This is a genomic window from Pseudoalteromonas sp. SWYJ118 (assembly GCF_015864505.1).
In the GTDB taxonomy this organism is placed as follows: domain Bacteria; phylum Pseudomonadota; class Gammaproteobacteria; order Enterobacterales; family Alteromonadaceae; genus Pseudoalteromonas; species Pseudoalteromonas arctica.
Genome location: NZ_JADYXC010000023.1, coordinates 1 through 17,963 on the forward strand (window position 1 = coordinate 1; position 17,963 = coordinate 17,963).

At 38.6% G+C, this 17,963-nt stretch carries 16 protein-coding genes and 1 other annotated feature; of the genes, 11 read left to right on the forward strand and 5 right to left on the reverse strand.

From position 1 onward, the window contains the following. Positions 1 to 221: 221 nt before the first annotated feature. Positions 222 to 1,490: an HlyC/CorC family transporter gene (locus I6F48_RS17440; RefSeq protein WP_024593584.1), complete on the reverse strand. Its 1,269-nt coding sequence runs from the start codon at positions 1,488 to 1,490 to the stop codon at positions 222 to 224. A gap of 61 nt (positions 1,491 to 1,551) precedes the next feature. After that, positions 1,552 to 2,358 (reverse strand): cytochrome C assembly family protein, encoded by an 807-nt coding sequence (locus I6F48_RS17445; protein ID WP_024593585.1) that lies wholly within the window; start codon positions 2,356 to 2,358, stop codon positions 1,552 to 1,554. 253 nt (positions 2,359 to 2,611) lie between these two features. Between I6F48_RS17445 and ffh the strand changes: the two genes are divergently transcribed. The 6 genes from ffh (at position 2,612) to tyrA (ending at position 7,583) form a co-directional block, all read left to right on the forward strand. Beyond that, on the forward strand, positions 2,612 to 3,991 hold the full coding sequence (gene ffh, locus I6F48_RS17450; protein ID WP_007581399.1) for a signal recognition particle protein: 1,380 nt from the start codon (positions 2,612 to 2,614) through the stop codon (positions 3,989 to 3,991). A 260-nt stretch (positions 3,992 to 4,251) separates the two neighbouring features. Continuing rightward, positions 4,252 to 4,500: a 30S ribosomal protein S16 gene (gene rpsP, locus I6F48_RS17455; RefSeq protein WP_002962192.1), complete on the forward strand. Its 249-nt coding sequence runs from the start codon at positions 4,252 to 4,254 to the stop codon at positions 4,498 to 4,500. Between the two features lie 17 nt (positions 4,501 to 4,517). Next, positions 4,518 to 5,054: a ribosome maturation factor RimM gene (rimM, locus tag I6F48_RS17460; protein WP_010554631.1), complete on the forward strand. Its 537-nt coding sequence runs from the start codon at positions 4,518 to 4,520 to the stop codon at positions 5,052 to 5,054. Beyond that, a complete protein-coding gene (gene trmD / locus I6F48_RS17465; protein ID WP_007581405.1) occupies positions 5,054 to 5,821 on the forward strand; it encodes a tRNA (guanosine(37)-N1)-methyltransferase TrmD in 768 nt (255 codons plus the stop codon). The genes rimM and trmD overlap by 1 nt, the downstream gene beginning before the upstream one ends. Positions 5,822 to 5,854: 33 nt before the next feature. Beyond that, entirely contained in the window at positions 5,855 to 6,214 is a 360-nt protein-coding gene (rplS, locus tag I6F48_RS17470; protein WP_007581406.1) for a 50S ribosomal protein L19, read from the forward strand. A 235-nt stretch (positions 6,215 to 6,449) separates the two neighbouring features. After that, positions 6,450 to 7,583 carry a bifunctional chorismate mutase/prephenate dehydrogenase gene (gene tyrA / locus I6F48_RS17475; protein WP_010554632.1) on the forward strand — a complete coding sequence of 378 codons (1,134 nt, stop codon included), beginning with the start codon at positions 6,450 to 6,452 and terminating at the stop codon, positions 7,581 to 7,583. A gap of 128 nt (positions 7,584 to 7,711) precedes the next feature. Here the strand turns inward: tyrA and I6F48_RS17480 are convergent, their stop codons facing one another. Beyond that, on the reverse strand, positions 7,712 to 8,869 hold the full coding sequence (locus I6F48_RS17480; RefSeq protein ID WP_007581410.1) for a chorismate mutase: 1,158 nt from the start codon (positions 8,867 to 8,869) through the stop codon (positions 7,712 to 7,714). Between the two features lie 44 nt (positions 8,870 to 8,913). Then, positions 8,914 to 9,031 (reverse strand) — a sequence feature (Phe leader region). Positions 9,032 to 9,223: 192 nt separating this feature from the next. Here I6F48_RS17480 and I6F48_RS17485 point away from each other — a divergent pair. Then, complete coding sequence (locus tag I6F48_RS17485) at positions 9,224 to 12,238, forward strand: bifunctional diguanylate cyclase/phosphodiesterase (protein WP_021032079.1); 3,015 nt, start codon at positions 9,224 to 9,226, stop codon at positions 12,236 to 12,238. Positions 12,239 to 12,250: 12 nt separating this feature from the next. Here the strand turns inward: I6F48_RS17485 and I6F48_RS17490 are convergent, their stop codons facing one another. Next, complete coding sequence (locus I6F48_RS17490; RefSeq protein ID WP_007581414.1) at positions 12,251 to 12,580, reverse strand: translation initiation factor; 330 nt, start codon at positions 12,578 to 12,580, stop codon at positions 12,251 to 12,253. 135 nt (positions 12,581 to 12,715) lie between these two features. Between I6F48_RS17490 and I6F48_RS17495 the strand changes: the two genes are divergently transcribed. From I6F48_RS17495 to I6F48_RS17510, 4 genes are all read left to right on the forward strand, one after another. Beyond that, on the forward strand, positions 12,716 to 13,021 hold the full coding sequence (locus I6F48_RS17495) for an STAS domain-containing protein (protein ID WP_002962948.1): 306 nt from the start codon (positions 12,716 to 12,718) through the stop codon (positions 13,019 to 13,021). Then, the gene (locus I6F48_RS17500) at positions 13,021 to 14,670 is read left to right on the forward strand and encodes a SpoIIE family protein phosphatase (RefSeq protein WP_197119947.1); all 1,650 of its coding nucleotides are present in this window, start codon (positions 13,021 to 13,023) and stop codon (positions 14,668 to 14,670) included. The genes I6F48_RS17495 and I6F48_RS17500 overlap by 1 nt, the downstream gene beginning before the upstream one ends. A gap of 56 nt (positions 14,671 to 14,726) precedes the next feature. Then, positions 14,727 to 15,386, forward strand: a complete 660-nt coding sequence (locus I6F48_RS17505) for a GAF domain-containing protein (protein WP_197119948.1) — start codon at positions 14,727 to 14,729, stop codon at positions 15,384 to 15,386. A gap of 80 nt (positions 15,387 to 15,466) precedes the next feature. Next, complete coding sequence (locus tag I6F48_RS17510; RefSeq protein ID WP_197119949.1) at positions 15,467 to 16,657, forward strand: amino acid aminotransferase; 1,191 nt, start codon at positions 15,467 to 15,469, stop codon at positions 16,655 to 16,657. Between the two features lie 83 nt (positions 16,658 to 16,740). Here I6F48_RS17510 and tyrP read toward each other — a convergent pair whose 3' ends face one another. Further along, on the reverse strand, positions 16,741 to 17,943 hold the full coding sequence (tyrP, locus tag I6F48_RS17515) for a tyrosine transporter TyrP (RefSeq protein ID WP_166376787.1): 1,203 nt from the start codon (positions 17,941 to 17,943) through the stop codon (positions 16,741 to 16,743). Positions 17,944 to 17,963 lie beyond the last annotated feature (20 nt).

Below are 17,963 nucleotides of genomic sequence, written 5' to 3' on the forward strand. Positions count from 1 at the left end.
TCATTCAGTATTTCTCGTCAGTATCTATAATGAGTCCAGGGAACATTCCAATACACTGGCAGCACTTACTCAATACACTGGTCTTATTTAAGCTTCCAGCTAGACGAGAGGATAGAAGATACCCCCGATGGCTTAAGCCAAAACCATCTAAGTATCCCCATAAAAAGAAAAATGCCAGTCAGCTTAACTGACTGGCATTAGCCAATTGGCTCCTTTTTTATTTAGCGAGAACGCTTATTCGGCAGTATCTTCACTTGTTTTATCATATTTTCTTTTACTTCGAGTACTTCAATAGGATATCCCGCGATACGCAGACTAATATTTGCATCAGGAATATTCTCCAAGTATTCAACAATTAAACCACTCAAAGTTTTAGGTCCATCGAGCGGGAAATCCCAACCCATTTCTTTATTTAAATCGCGTACGTTAGCGCCGCCATCCACAATACATGAGCCATCAGTTTGTGTTTCTACTTCTTCGCTCGGCGTACGAGTTTGCGTAGTTGTAAAATCGCCAACAACTTCTTCTAAAATATCTTCTAGGGTCACTAGGCCTTGGATGTCGCCATACTCATCTACCACTAAGCCTATGCGTTCTTTAGATTGCTGAAACTTTAATAGCTGAGTATTTAGTGATGTTCCTTCAGGGATAAAGTAAATTTCACGTACAGCCCGTAGCAAAGATGGTTTATCAAATTGCTCTTTTGTAAGTAGACGAAGCGCATCACGTGAGTGAATAAAACCTACTGCATCATCTATATTATCGCGATACAACAACACACGAGTATGTTGCGCATGGGTAAGCTGGCGACTAATTAGTTTCCAATCGTCATTAATATCAATGGCCACAATTTCGTTTCGTGGGATCATAATATCTTCAACGGTTACTTGTTCTAAATCTAAAATTGAAGTCAGCATACTTTGATGACGAGCAGGAATAAGTGCGCCTGACTCATTGAGTACTGTTTTTAATTCTTCTTTACTCATGCTGTGTTCGTCGATTTGAGCAGCACTAATACCAAATAACCGCAGTATACCGTTTGTCATCCAGTTAATAACCACGACAAAAGGGAACAGAATTTTTAGTAATCCCTTAAGTATTATTGAACTTGGAAAAGCAACTTTTTCAGGGTAGAGGGCAGCAAGGGTTTTAGGTGTTACTTCGGCAAATATAAGCACAACTAGAGTTAACACGCCCGTTGCTATAGCAATACCTAGGTCACCGTAAAGGCGAATACCTATAATGGTTGCAACTTGGGCTGCTGCTATATTAACAAGATTATTACCGATTAAAATTAAACCGATGAGCCTATCTGGACGGCTAAGTAATTTACTGACTCGTTTAGCTGCACGATGATCCTCTTTAGCGAGGTGTCGCAGGCGTATACGATTGATTGACATAATTCCGGTTTCTGAACCAGAAAAATAAGCAGAAAAAAGCACCAAAAAACCTAAAATGATAAATAGGGTACTTGTCGATATGTCGTCCAACGATGGATCCTTTTCTTATAAATCAATGCGTATTAAGCTAGAGTGAGCAAGCAGAGTCAAGTTAAAACTTATTTAGTATCACTTCTTGTATGAAACGGCTGCCAAAATAAGCGAGTGTGAGGACAAATGCAGCGACCATGATTGTAATAACCACCGGTTTACCGCGCCAACCCTTTTTCATATGCCCGATAGCTACAACGGCAAAAATAGCCCACGCAACTAACGATAATATTGTTTTATGAATGAACTCTTTAGCGAACATTCCATCAAGAAATACAAACCCTGAAAGTAATGCAAATGTGAGTAATATAGTGCCTAAATTAAGAAGTTGGTAAAGCTGGCGCTCCACAACCATTAAAGGCGGAAGATGGCTATGTACAATTGCTAAATCTTTACGTTTTAAACGTTTATCAATAAAGTAAAACTGTACACCGTATAAAGTAGCGATAATTAAAATACAGTAGGCTAACAAAGATAAAGAGATGTGCGTTACTAAACCCACCTCAATATTGATACTTTGCAATAAAATATGATGAGGTATAAATAAACTGGCAATGGTTAGTAAGGCACCAAAACCATAAACAACGGGCAACAATAAAGTTGCAGGGAATTTTAGCGAGACAGCCGTCACCGAGACCACAATCACCCAGCACGTCAAAAGAGCGACGTTTACGATACTTAAATCTTGACCGTCGGCTCTAAAAACAGAGTTAACTAACAGCAGCATGTGCGCCACTATAGCAACCGTGCTTAAAATAACAGTTACTTTTTGGCTTGGGCCTTGTTGATGAAACAGGCGTGAAAGCACGTGAGACGTTGCTAACACATAAAATAAACTGGCAATAATAGTTAAACTAATAATCAGCATTGTGCTTGGGCCACTTAATTTGAGACAAAATAAACCTTGTTGTTATATAGCCATTGTATTTTATAGCAAAGCAAATGCATAGACCTTAAAAAAAGAAACTCATCAAGGTGCACTTGAACACTATATTGTAAGACGCCATATACGGTATACTACTTTTAATTGAAACTTAATAAGTCAATCTAGGTTAATTGAAAAATCAAATTAATCGTAAAATTTAAATGGATTGATATAAACGTCTTATCGGAACCGTTACATGTTTGAGAACCTCCAAGAACGATTAGGTAAAACCTTAAAAAATATCAGTGGCCGTGGCCGTCTGACGGAAGACAACATAAAAGACACACTTCGCGAAGTGCGTATGGCATTTTTAGAAGCCGATGTGGCATTGCCTGTTGTTCGCGACTTTGTAAAACAAGTTAAAGAACGCGCAGTTGGGGTTGAAGTTACAAAAAGCTTAAGCCCAGGCCAAGTATTTATAAAAATAGTGCGTGAAGAACTAGAAAAAGCAATGGGCGAGGCTAATGAAGAGCTAAGTCTAAATGCGCAACCGCCAGCCGTTGTAATGGTAGCGGGTCTACAAGGTGCGGGTAAAACCACCAGTGTAGCTAAGCTTGCTAAGTTTTTAAAAGAGCGAAAAAAGAAATCAGTACTTGTAGTAAGTGCCGATGTTTATCGTCCTGCGGCGATTAAACAGCTAGAAACGCTTGCAGCAGAAGTTGATGTTGATTTCTTCCCAAGTGATATTTCGCAAAAGCCAGTTGATATTGCAACCGCTGCAATTTCTCATGCTAAAAAGAAATTTATAGATGTAGTACTTGTTGATACTGCAGGTCGTCTACATGTTGATAGCAACATGATGGATGAAATTAAAGATCTTCATAAAGCAATCAATCCAATTGAAACCTTGTTCGTTGTTGATGCAATGACAGGTCAAGATGCGGCGAATACAGCTAAAGCATTCGACGAAGCATTACCACTTACCGGTGTTATATTAACAAAAACCGATGGTGATGCGCGTGGTGGTGCTGCTTTATCTATTCGTCACATCACTGGCAAGCCTATCAAGTTTATGGGTGTGGGTGAGCGCACTGACGCACTTGAACCTTTCCACCCAGACCGTATAGCGTCGCGTATTTTAGGCATGGGTGACGTACTTTCATTAATCGAAGAAGTCGAGATGAAAGTAGATAAAGAGCAAGCTGCTAGAGTTGCTGAAAAAGTATTTAAAGGCGCAGGTTTTACTCTTGATGATTTTGCTGACCAATTAAAGCAAATGAAAAGCATGGGTGGCATGATGTCAATGCTTGATAAGCTCCCTGGTATGTCTAACTTACCAGATGCTGTTAAAGGTCAAATGGGTGATAAAACATTTATCCAAATGGAAGCTATTATTAGCTCTATGACTAAAAAAGAGCGTGCACGTCCAGAAATCATTAAAGGTTCGCGTAAAAAACGCATAGCAGCTGGCTCTGGTACACAAGTACAAGAGATTAATAAGTTGCTTAAGCAGTTTACGCAAATGCAAAAAATGATGAAAAAAATGAAAGGTAAAGGCGGCATGACTAAAATGATGCGCGGTATGAAAGGCATGTTACCACCTGGAATGATGGGCGGCGGCGGTCCTAAATTTTAAAAAGTACCATTAAGTTACTTTTTAAAATAATAGCGAATCATATTTAAAGGAGCAAATAGCTCCTTTTTTGTTGAATAAATTATGCATGTAATACACCTTTAACTCTTATTTGTCGTTGAGATCACGGTTTAACCTACTAAACTGCCTTTTTGGTTCACTTCTTACTTGCGTTATTGCCAAAAACTCGTACAATTCCCCAGCTCCCCATTCTGGGGAGTAAATCTTATTAATGAAAACAGTCAATCTTTATAGAGGACGGTATGGTAACTATTCGTTTGCAACGTGGTGGCGCTAAAAAACGCCCTTTCTATCAAATTGTGGTTGCGGATAGCCGTTTCTCGCGTGACGGTCGCTTCATCGAGAAAGTAGGCTTTTTTAACCCAATTGCTTCAGGTCAAGAAGAAAAAATTCGTTTAGATTTACCACGTGTTGAACACTGGGTAGGTCAGGGCGCATCTCTTTCAGATCGCGTAGCTAAGTTAGTAAAAGACGCTCGTAAAGCGGCTTAATAGGCGTAAGTGTAACCATGAGTCAAGAGAACACCTCATCAATAATTGTCGTAGGAAAGCTCGGTGCCCCATATGGTATAAAGGGCTGGCTTAAGGTACATTCATTTACTGATGATCCCGTAGGGATCTTCGATTTCAGCCCGTGGTTGATAGGGCAGCAAGGTAAATGGCAGTCCTTAGAAGTGGTCGACTGGCGTCGCCACAACAAAGGCTTTATCGCTAAATTTGCGCAGGTAAACGACCGAGACGAAGCAATGGCTTATACCCATGCTGAAATCTCAATGGATGCAGCGCATTTACCAGAACTCCCGCAAGGTGAGTTCTATTGGCGAGATCTCATTGGCATGTCTGTTGTAACCGATAAAGGTTATAGCTTAGGCATTGTTGATGACCTGATGGAGACAGGGTCAAATGACGTACTGGTTGTTAAAGCAAACAGTAAAGACGCATTTGGTCAAGCTGAGCGTTTGATTCCTTTTTTAACTGATTCAGTTATTAAAGAAGTTAAATACGACGCAAGAGAAATTACCGTAGACTGGGATCCTGGTTTTTAATGACGCAAACTAGTTCATTATGGGTAGGGGTGATAAGCCTTTTTCCAGACATGTTTGACGCTATTACAGACCAAGGTGTTACCGGTCGCGCAGTAAAAAATGGCTTAATTGATTTTAACTGCTGGAATCCGCGAGACTACGCTTTAGATAAGCATAGAACCGTAGATGACCGTCCTTACGGGGGCGGACCTGGTATGTTAATGATGGTTGAGCCATTAAAAAAAGCGATTGCCGAAGCTAAAAAAGCAGCTGGTGATGGTGCTAAAGTAATTTATATGTCCCCGCAAGGGCGCAAACTTGATCAGCAAGGTGCTAGCGAACTCGCTAACTCTAAAAAACTGATTTTGATTGCCGGTCGCTATGAAGGTATAGATGAGAGAATAATAGAATCATATGTTGACGAAGAATGGTCAATTGGTGATTTTATTTTGAGTGGTGGTGAACTACCTGCCATGACATTAATTGACGCAGTAGCGCGATTAGTGCCAGGTGTGTTAGGTCATAACCAGTCAGCGGAACAAGATTCATTTTCGGATGGCTTGTTAGATTGTCCACACTATACACGACCAGAAACATTGGACGACAAACAGGTTCCTGCTGTATTACTCAGTGGTAACCACCAAGAGATAGCAAAATGGCGGCTTATGCAGTCATTAGGCAGAACTTGGTTACGACGTCCTGACTTGTTGCATAACCTAGCTCTGACTGAGGAGCAAGCGGTATTACTCGCGAAATTTCAGCAAGAGTACCAAAAAGCTTGTGGCTAGAAGACAGTTACACCTAGGAAAGTGAGAAACATAATGGCAAAAGTAAACCAAAATATTATTAAAGCGCTTGAAGATGAGCAGCTTAAAACAGACGTACCTGCATTTGGCCCTGGTGATACAGTGGTTGTACAGGTAAAAGTAAAAGAAGGTGCTAAAGAGCGTCTACAGGCCTTTGAAGGTGTTGTAATCGCTAAGCGTAATCGTGGTCTTCACTCAGCATTCACAGTTCGTAAAATCTCGAACGGTGAAGGCGTTGAGCGTGTATTCCAAACGCACAGCCCTCTTATTGATAGCGTAACAGTTAAGCGTCGCGGTGCAGTTCGCCGTGCTAAGCTTTACTATCTACGTGAGCGTTCTGGTAAATCTGCACGTATTAGAGAAAAACTTAACTAATACGCGCTGTTTATCAACGCAAAAAAACGGGTTGCATCCTTCGGGTTGCAACCCGTTTTGGTTTTAGAATATTATTTTCTCAATTCTCAATTCTCAATTCTCAATTCCTCATTAGTAAAATTTCCGCTTTAGCCTTTTCTCAGTTAGCTGATCCTGTTAGTATTTATCGTATTGATTAGTTTACTTTTATGTAAATTTATATTTACGTTATTTGGTTTTTTAAGGTGGGACGAACGTGGCTGACATAAGTGATTTAGCACAGCTAAGAGAAGGTATAGATGAATGCGATGCACAACTTGTTGCCTTACTTGCTAAACGTAATGGTATTACGCAAAAAATTGGTGAGATAAAACAACAAACAGGCGCACCTTTACATGCACCTGCCCGTGAAGCAGAGCTATTAGCGGCAAGACGACAAGAAGCAATAAATCAAAATGTAAGCCCAGATCTCGTTGAAGATATACTTAGACGTATGATGCGAGAAGCCTATCAAAACCAACAAGCAAAACTTGCATGCGCAGCGCCAGAGCTTTCGCCAATTGTAATTGTGGGTGGTCAAGGCGCCATGGGCCAGTTATTTGCACAGCAGTTTATTCGCTCAGGTTACGAAGTTAAAATTTTAGATAAAGATCAGCAAAACGATGCGAAAAGTATTTTAAAAGGTGCCAAGCTGGTAATGATTAGCGTACCTATTAATGCATTGGACGCTGTCGTTGCTAAGTTACCTAAACTAGATGAAGACTGTTTACTAGTTGATATTACATCGGTAAAGCAATCGCCTATTAAAGCACTAAAAGCTGCGCACAGTGGCCCTGTGGTTGGTTTGCATCCTATGTTTGGGCCTGATATATCACACTGGGTAAAACAAACAGTTGTTGTATGTGAAGGGCGAGAACACCAAGCGGCAAAAGGTTTGTTACAGCAGTTACAAGTATGGGGTTGTCAGCTTGTTGAGCTTGATGCTAAAAAGCATGATGAAGCAATGCAAATTATTCAGGTAATGCGCCATTTAACGACATTTGTGTACGGACAATTTTTAGCAAAACAAAGTCATACACTAGAAGAATTACGTAGCTGCTCGTCACCTATATATCAATTAGAACTGATGATGGTAGGGCGTTTATTTGCGCAGTCGCCTGAGCTTTACTCAGATATTATGCTAGCACAATTCGATGATGTAGAAACCTTACTTGCACAGTACCAAGATACCTTCGCAAGTACATTAGCAAAATTAAAAGCGGGAGATAAAGCAGCGCTTATTGATTCTTTTGCTGAGGCTAAAGTTTACTTTTCTGACTCGACAGAACACTTTTTAACGCAAAGTAGAAGCTTATTAAATAAAGCGAATGATTCAAAAGTTTTAGATTAATATTTGTTATACCGTTTGCTTAAGTATGGGGATTTAATTCGTTAAATTGCTAAAATATTTATGCAGACTGGTACTAGTTAACGAAAAAGGGCCGATATCGGCCCTTTTTTGATTTGTAAAATTGCTTATTAAGTATTAACGCTTACTGCCTGTAGTGACTCGCTTTGGTAGCATCCTAAAATACGTACATATTGGGTGTGCTCTTTAAGTTCTTCTAGCGCTTCTTTTACTTGGCTTTCAGCTAAGTTTGCTTCTAGGTCAACATAAAAAACTTCTTCCCACGGATTGCCCGGAGTAGGGCGAGATTCAAGTTTTACTAAATTAATCTTATGCTGCTTAAAAATCATTAACGCATCGGCTAGTGAGCCCGCTTGTTGTTTTGTCGACATGATCAAACTAGTTTTAGTTGGAATTTGGTTAGACACTTGTAGAGGCTTACGTGCAACAACAATAAAGCGGCTATGGTTTTCGCTTTGATTAGCTAGGTTTGATTTAATAACCTCAAGCCCGACGTTTTTCCCCGCTTGTGCAGAGCCAATTGCAGCACTGTATGGTGTGTTCAGAGCTGATTGTAGCGCGCTTGATGTTGAGTCACATGTTTCGTGTTGTAAATCACCTAAGCCCTGTAAAAAGCGGCTGCACTGCGCAAATGGTTGTGGGTGTGCAAATATTTTTGTTAGTTGACTAAGTTCAGTATCAGGGTTGGCGAGTAAGCAATGCTCTACACTGTGAGTTACTTCTCCAACAATAGACACTTGCGCGTGCTGTAATAAGTCAAACACCTCGTTAATACTGCCAGAGCTTGTGTTTTCAATGGGTAATAAACCAAAATCAGCTTGGCCGTTTTCTACTTTACCTGTTATTTCGTCAAACGATGTACAGCCAATTTCAACTAATTTACCCGGGCGGCGGCTAAAATATTTATGGCATGCTAGTTGGCTATAAGAACCCTGACCACCTAAGTAAGTTACACGGTGTGTTTCACTAAGGGCATCTGGATTCAGATTTTTTTGTAACATTGCTTGTTGGTGTAAAACAGAGTCTTCCAAAATAGTTTGAAAAACATTATTCACGTAGTAAGCATCTAAACCTAATGATTTACCATAACCAATCAGTTTCTCTAAAAGTGCGAGTTCACGTGCTTCATCGCGAATTGGTTTGTTGTTAGCAATTTTATACTCAACCACACCGTGGCTAATACGACGACGTTTAGCTAATAACACGAGTAAATCGGAGTCTATTTCATTTATATCGTGTCTTAGTGCATTTAATACATCATTTGTCATTTTGGTATCCTCATTCCAAAAGTAGGCTGTTATTACACAGCAAAAACAAAAAAGCCTCCCGGTTGGGAGGCTTTACTATTCGATTGATTTTATCTCACAAACAGGGAAGCCTCTTCTATATAAAGAAGCTAAAAAACGAAAAAAAAGTGCGAGAGATAAATATGTTCATGCAGTTAATGTATGGAGAGTTGCTACCAATGTCAATAAAGATCTAAATAAGCTTAGAGTACTATTTATTTCCCTATATTAGTTTTTATAGAAAGTTTACAAATAATTTATAAATATGAATGCGGATCTGGTATATTTCGTTAACTGGTTCAAATAATAACAATTATTAATAATTAAGGTTGACCCGTGGTTTACAGACGCCCTCCATCGCGTTTTGGATTGAATTCTTTAAGTGTAAAACTATCGCTACTCATATCCGCTATTTGCTTAATAGCTGGGGTATGTGCGGCTGCCTTAATGCTTAAATCTGAAGAGAAACAACTCGTTTTTGAAGAACACGAAGTTTTAAAAAGCTCGACAGATTTATTAGTGAAGCAATTTAATGAGCGCATTAAAACAAAAGTAAATATTGCTCAGCAAGCTAATAACGTAGTAACACAACAACTTTTTCAACCCAATTCACCAATTAATTTAAGCAATAAATCACAGTTACAATTTAATAGTGACGGTACGATTCGAAGTGCCTCTGCTGATGGTTTATCAGCAGCATTTTTACCACAGCAAAATTACTCTCCTTTTTATAAACGCCTATTTAATGATTCTGAGATGCTGTGGCGCATAATTTCTCCTACACTGGTACACGACTTTTTTAACTTTTATTTAATAACAGATGATGATTTTATTCGTGTTTCTCCCCCTAATTGGGCATTAAACGCACCTGCCGACTTTAGAGCAACGAATGGCTCAACTTATAAATCGATTAAAAGCACGCTTGAAACAGTAAGAGAGCCTGCATGGTCAAAAGTCTATTACGATACAGTATGGCGCAAATGGGTTATTAGCTTACTAGTGCCAGTTTATGTCGATAATGAGTTTTTAGGTGTGACAGGGAGCGATATTTCCCTCAACAAACTTATTTCATTTTTACCTGTTGGTGATAAAGAAAAACACCTACTTGTGTTTGATAGTAAAGGGCAATTGTTAGCACACCCAGATTTAAATCCGACCTTACTAGCCGACTATGGTAGTGATAATAAAGCACTCGCTACTAATGAATTTGTAAACCCAGCACTGCAGTCGATTATTGATGATGTAATTGCGGTGAAATTACCTGAATACGCAAATTCGTTTGAAAAAAATGACGAAGCTCATATTATCAATATTCGTAAGATTGATGACTTAGATTGGTACATAGGGGTATATAAAAAGCGTTCATCGACGTTATCTGCATTACAAGATTTAAAACTGAAGTTTTTTGGTCTCTTTATTTTATACGCAATATTAGTTGCCTTATTGCTGCATCAAGCGCTTTATCAACTAGTCCTTCGCCGTTTACATACTTTGGTTTATGCAGTTACAAGTTTTGGCAAAGGTCAATTAACTACAGAATTCCCACCAGAAAACAAAGATGAAATTGGCACGCTTAATGGCTCATTTAGAGACATGACGGTAGAAATTCGCAAACTTATCGATGGCTTAAACCAGAGAATTACAGAAAAAGAAATTGCTGAAAAAGCAGCTAACCGTTTATCTAAAGCGGTAGCATTCTCGGGCACTGGTGTTGTGATCACCGATGAGAATTTTGTAATTGAATACGTAAATCCAAAAATGCTCGAAATGACAGGCTACCCAGAAAGTCATTTTAATAGAGCACCATTACTTAATATTATTGCCTCAGAAATGTCTATTTTAGTTGAAGATATAGACATAGATTTACGCAGCCGTAATTACTGGCGCGGTGATACATTAATTCAAGGCTTGAATAAAGAGCCAATTTGGGTGTCTTTAAGTGTTTCGCCAATTCGTGAAGAGGGCGGTGAAATAACCAGCTATGTAGCATCTGCACAAGATATTTCGTTTGTAAAAGAAAGCCAGCGTAAAATGGAGCAGCTTGCTTACTTTGACACCCTTACGGGCCTTGCCAACAGAACGTTTTTTAGAATGCAATTGCGTAAATCAATGGCATTAGCAGAACGTGGGCACTATGCATTTGCATTGTTTTACTTTGATTTAGACGAATTTAAACGTATTAACGATACATTAGGTCACGATGCCGGCGATCAATTATTAATTGAAGTGGCAAACAGACTTAAAAAACGTTTACGAGCCGAGGACACCATAGCGCGCTTAGGTGGTGATGAATTTGCAGTATTACTCAGTGGTATAGAAAGCCAAGCTCACGCGACTGATGTTGCCAATACAATTCAAAAAACACTGAATGTGCCTATAAAACTAGGTAGTAATGAAGTTATTGTGAGCGCGAGTATTGGTATTACAATGGCTCCGTACGATAGCCTAGAAGAGGATCAGTTATTAAAACATGCTGACTTAGCAATGTATGAGGCAAAAGCAAAAGGGCGTAATACATTCCATTTTTATAGCCAAGAATTGAACGCAGCTGCTAATGAGCGTTTATTTATTGAAAATGAGCTACGTATAGGACTAAAAGAAAAACAGTTTGTAGTTTACTACCAACCTCAAGTTGATAGTCGTACTCATCAGGTCATTGGCTATGAAGCGTTATTAAGATGGTTCCACCCAACTGAAGGCGCAATCCCTCCAGATAAATTTATTCCTATTGCAGAAGCGACAGGCCTTATAGTTGAATTAGGCGAATGGGTGCTTCAAGAGTCTTGTGATTTTGCCGTAAGATTAACAAAGCAAGGCTTAGAAAATAATATATCGATAAACTTATCGGCTCGCCAGTTCAAAGACTCAAGCTTAGTCTCAACACTGAGTAAAATGATAATTAGGACGGGTGTTTCGGCTAAGCGCCTTCACTTAGAGCTGACTGAAAGTATGCTAATGGGAAATGTAGAAGCTGCAATTACACAACTCCACGAGCTTAAAGCCTTAGGTATATCTATTTCTATTGATGATTTTGGTACTGGCTATTCGTCACTCAGTTACTTAAAACGATTCCCGGTTGATATATTGAAAATTGACCGTTCATTTGTAAAAGATATCCCTGAGGATACAAATGATATGGAAATTACTGCCGCTATTATTGCCATGGCGCAAAAGTTAAAGCTAGACGTGGTCGCAGAAGGGGTTGAGACAATAGAGCAGATGCAGTTTTTACAAAATAATAATTGCTTCATTGTACAAGGCTATTATTTTAGTAAACCAATTGCTGAGCACGAACTACCAAAATTGTATGAAAGGTTAAATGAACTCTCAAATAGCGAAGTAAGTAGTTAATAAAATTGCGGGTTAACCACCCGCAATTTTAACTTTAAATTTTAACGCTTCTAAAATGGCTTTTAGTTTATCGCGGTCATCACCTTGCACTTCAATAATGCCTTCTTTTACTGCGCCGCCTTGGCCCATTTTGCTTTTTATAGTTTTAGCTAACTTTTTCAAATCATGATCTTTTGGATCAATGCCTACAACTAACATTACGCCTTTGCCTTTACGTCCTTTTGTTTGACGCTCAATGCGAATAAAACCATCTTTAAAAAGCTTAGCTTCTAACTCTTTTTCTGGTTTTGGCTGGTCAATGCGCCCCGTACTTGTTGAATATACTAAGTGACTATCACTCATACCTTACCTTTATGGATAAAAATTAATTAAATATTGGCGTAAATGATAGCAAATTTGAAGTTGTGTGTTTTTCTTTTTGCTAAATACTTTTAACAGGTTATATTTAGTTCAAAGGAAATATTATTGGAGTTTAATATGAGTTTAACTAAGAATGAATCAGTCGATGGCACTACATTAACAATACAAATCAAAGGTAAATTTGACTTTAATTTAGTGCAATCTTTTCGCCAAGCTTATGCCCAAATGAGCGAAAAAACAGTAAAGGTTATTATCGATTTAAGAGAGACTGACTACATGGATAGCTCAGCACTTGGCATGTTACTTAACATGAAAAAAACAATTGATAGCCAAGTGAAAACTATCGAAATAAGCAATTGCCAACCACAGCTTAGAAAAATTCTACAAATTTCACGTTTTGATAAAAAGTTTGATATTAGCTAATGATACATGTGTTAATTGTAGATGATCAGGCGCTCAATCGCATTTTACTAAGTAAAATGCTTGAGCAAGAGGGTTATAAAATATCAGTGGCTTATAACGGGCTAGATGCACTTAATGTACTTAAAAGAGAGCAAATAGACGTTGTTTTACTTGATGTTTTAATGCCTGTAATGGATGGTTTTGAAGCTGCTGAAAAAATAAAGCAGCAGTATAGTGAAGTTTACTTACCGATTATTTTTATAACCTCCTTAGAAGATCAAGCAAGTTTTGAGCGCTGCCTCGAAGTGGGTGGCGATGACTTTATTCATAAACCATTTGAAAAAGTTATTCTGCATGCAAAAATTAAAGCACATATTCGCACCAGAGAGCTGAGTAAAAAAGCAAACCAACAAAAGAAATTGCTTGAATATCATCATAATCAAATTGAACGTGAACACGAAATAATTGAGCATATTTTTAATAACTCATTAGAAAACCAAGGTAAGTTTAAAGAGTATTTAGATTTTAATTTATCACCGGCCTCTATGTTTAACGGCGATATGTTTTTAGTAGCGCAAAGCCCAATCGGTAATTTGTATTGCATGTTGGGAGATTTTACGGGCCATGGCCTTGCAGCAGCTATTGGTGCATTACCAACTTCTCGTGTTTTTTATACTATGGTACAAAAAGGCATGGCGGTTAACGATATTGCCTGTGAGCTAAATACACTACTGTACAACCTACTACCTGGGCATATGTTTTGTGCTGCAACCATTATAGAGCTTAGCGCATCAGGTAAAAGTGTTTCAGCATGGATGGGCGGCTTACCCGATGCCTACCTAATAGATAAAGACGGTAATGTAAAACAAACATTAGAATCACAGCATATGGCGCTGGGGATTTTAGATGAACAAGAATTTGAATATGAAGTTATTCATTTTGAAACAAATAGTAATACCCGCCTTGTATTAGCGACCGACGGAATTATAGAAACAGCAAACAAAGAAGATATATTTTTTGGGGAAGAGCGTTTTTTACAAACCTTAAAAAGTAAGTCGATGATTAGTAGTGAAGATATAGTTGCTAACGTTACTGAGTTTGCAGATGGTACTAAACAACAAGACGATTTAAGCATTGTTTTACTAAACTGCCTGCCTTTAGTTCCTGAGGAGCAAGAGCGAGAAGCATTTTCTACTTTAGCTTTTAATTTATCTTTGAGTTTAAACTCAGAACAAATAAAAAAAACAGACCCCGTTTACGACGTCGTTAATATTTTGAGCAGTGTTGAGGGATTAAATGCCCATCGTTCTAATATATTTTTACTGTTGTCTGAGGCTTATAATAACGCGCTTGATCATGGTGTATTAGGGCTTAACTCCGAAATTAAAAAACAAGAAGATGGTTTTTTTCGATATTACGAATTAAGAGAAGCAGCTCTGGCTAAACTTACCGATGCCATGATTATTATTGATATGCGCTATTGCCCCGACACACTCAGTTTATATTTTATTATTTGTGATTCAGGCCGAGGGTTTAGTAGTAAGCAAGATGAGTTGTCAAAGGTTAATAATGAATTTGGCAGAGGCGTGTCTTTATTAGAAGAAATAGCCGAAAAAGTTACTTATAACGCCAGTGGTAACCAAGTTGAAATGTGCTACAAGTTGAGCTAGCTCTGTAAAAATATCCATGCTATTATTCTCGAAACTTTAGATGTATGGATGGCCAAATGATTTCTTCTTACCTAAAACAAGCACAATTAAGTGCTAATCCTACTTTGATTGCAACAGAGCTTGAAAAGCTTGATCTGCATCTTACAAACTCAACTTTACCTGATGTGCGTTGGGAGTATCAAATACCTGAGCTTGGCGAGGGCGGAGCGTGTAGTTTATTTGGTTACTTACAAGATGAGCCATTCAAATTAACTGACTATCTTAAAGGTGATGAGCAAACACAACTTAAGTTAGCTAATTTACAAAGTATTGTAAGCTACATTGAGCAGCAAACGGGCGTTGATTGGTATGGTATTTATCAATCAACTAATACCCCTGAAGGTGATCAACTATTAAAATTGGCTTATCATGGTGCGCCTAGTCGTCCGTTGTTTCCTTTAACGCAAGCATTTGCAGCTGGCAGTAACAATGTACAGGTTGCGCTATCTCACAAGGGCCGCATTATTAATAACGTTGAGGCGTATTTATCACAAGGTGGTGAATACTACACATGCGATCCTAAAGTTAAATCAGAAACCTGCCTACCTTTATTTAATGCACAAAATGAATGCGTTGGTATTGTAGATGCAGAAGCCTTTAAAAATGATTTTTTTGATGAAAAGACGCTTGCCGTTTTAATTGCATGTTGTATTAAAATTCCTCACTTTCTAGTGTAAATAACGCTAGTCAATATGATGTGCTTTTATGTTAAGCTTAGCTTAACAGCTAACCCCTAAATAACGATAAGAGATAGCCAATGTTCTCAGTATTAAAACCATTACCAACAGATCCTATTCTTGGCCTTATGGCGGCCTATAAACAAGATACAAACCCTAATAAAATTGATTTAGGTGTAGGTGTCTACAAAGATGAGCAAGGCAATACACCGGTTCTTAAAGCGGTTAAAAAAGCTGAAGCGTTTCGTCTTGAAAACGAAATGAGCAAATCTTACATTGGTTTAGCGGGTAATTTAGATTACTGCCAAAAAATGGAGCAGTTATTACTAGGCGAACATCAAGCATTGCTAGCAAATCGCGTACGTACTGCGCAAGCTCCAGGTGGTACGGGTGCACTTCGTGTTGCAGCTGAATTTATTAAGCGTTGTAATACAGACGCGACTGTTTGGGTAACTAACCCAACATGGGCTAACCACATTAGCTTGTTTGAAGCTGCAGGCTTAACAGTAAAAGAATACCCATATTACGATTACGAAAATAAAGATTTACTGTTTGATGAAATGATCAACACACTTAAACAAGTGCCTAAAGGCGATGTGGTTTTACTACATGCATGTTGTCATAACCCAAGCGGTATGGATTTAAACGAAACACAGTGGAACACGGTTGCTGAACTTGCAAAAGAAGTGGGCTTTACACCACTTGTTGATATTGCGTACCAAGGTTTTGGTGCTTCGCTTGAAGAAGATGCACGCGGCTTACGTATTTTAGCCGATGCAGTAGAAGAGCTAATTATTTGTTCTTCATGTTCTAAAAACTTTGGCTTATACCGCGAGCGTATTGGTGCATGCTCACTAATTGCAAAAGACAGCGCAACAGCAGATATTTCAAACTCTGTAATGCTAAGCGTTGTGCGTAGTATTTATTCTATGCCGCCAGCGCATGGTGCCGATATTGTTAATACTATTTTAAGCAGTACTGAGCTTACACAATTATGGCACTCTGAGCTTGATGAAATGCGTAGCCGCATAAATGGCTTACGTAGCTTAATTAAAGAAAGCTTAGCAACGAAAGATATTGCACAAGACTTCTCATTTATTGAGCGCCAAAACGGTATGTTTTCTTTCTTAGGTATTAATAAAGAGCAAATTGCTCGCCTACAAAAAGAGTACGGCATTTACATTGTTGGCTCTAGCCGCGTAAATGTTGCAGGTGTTAGTCATTCAAATATTGAATACTTTTCAAATGCTGTAGCTGACGTTTGTAAATAAACGCAGTTAATAAAAAAACCGCACATCATTAGTAATGATGTGCGGTTTTTTATTATCTAAATTTAAACAATCAGCAGCAACCTTTAACCGATAGCAGGAATAAGCCCCGCCATTTGCATAAACTGCGCAGCAATAATAGTGATGCCACATATAGCTGCTATACCAAGCCCAACATTCCCACTTTTAACTTGGTAACCTGTTTTATTTGATGTTGTACGCTGTTTATAAACCATTGCTACAGGCAAAAATATTGCCAGTACAACAAGTGCTATTGCTGCGTAACCTAAGGCCATAATAAAGCCCTGAGGATAAAACAATGCAAAGCCAAGTGGCGGAATAAACGTAATTAAAGCCGTTTTAATTCGGTCTGTTTTATTGTCACCCTTTTTAAATGCATCAGCAAAAAAATCAAATAACCCTAAGCTCACCCCTAAAAATGATGTCGCAAGTGCTAAATCAGCAAATAACTTAACGGCCGTTGCCACACTTGGGTTATGCGCAATACTAGCCACGCTAGATACAAACCCATTAAGACCTTCGCTGTTGAGTAAATCAGTTTGACTCATAATACCTTGGCTAAGTAGTTGCCAAAAAATATAAATAACTAAAGGTAGGGCGGCTCCAGCAATCATTACTTTGCGCAGTACTTTTATTTCTACACCAACATATTTAACAATAGAAGGGATAGAGCCATGAAAACCAAACGAAGTAAATATAACCGGTATAGCCGAAAGGATTAATCCTTGCTCTACGGGCATCTCTAATAAGTGCTTACCTTGTACATAAGGGGTAAGCATGTAAAACAAACTAGCTAATACAATAATTTTTATTGTAAATAACACTCTATTTAGTTTATCTACCTTGCTAGTGCCTAGTGTTACCACACTTGCAATAATAACAGCGAGGATCACAGAGCCAAACTGTGGGGCTATATCTACATCAAAGCCTATATTTATACGCGCTTGAAGTTGTGCACCACCACCTGCAATATAAGCAGCGCATAAAGCATAAAATAAAAAAATCATCGAAAAATTCGCGATGTATTGTCCGCGCTTTCCAAGCCATAATTTAGCCAATGTATTTAATGTTGCATCGCGTGGTGCATATTGGTGTAGCTCTAACATGAGTAGTGCGGTGTAGGTCATTAGTAACCAGCTAGCAATTATTAATGCAAGTGCAGTACTAAACCCAAGCCCGGCAGATGCAATTGGCAATGCCAACATACCCGCACCAATAGTGGTGCCTGCAACAATTAACATGCTTCCAGTTGTTTTATTTTTAAGCACTTAATTACCTTAATTATTAT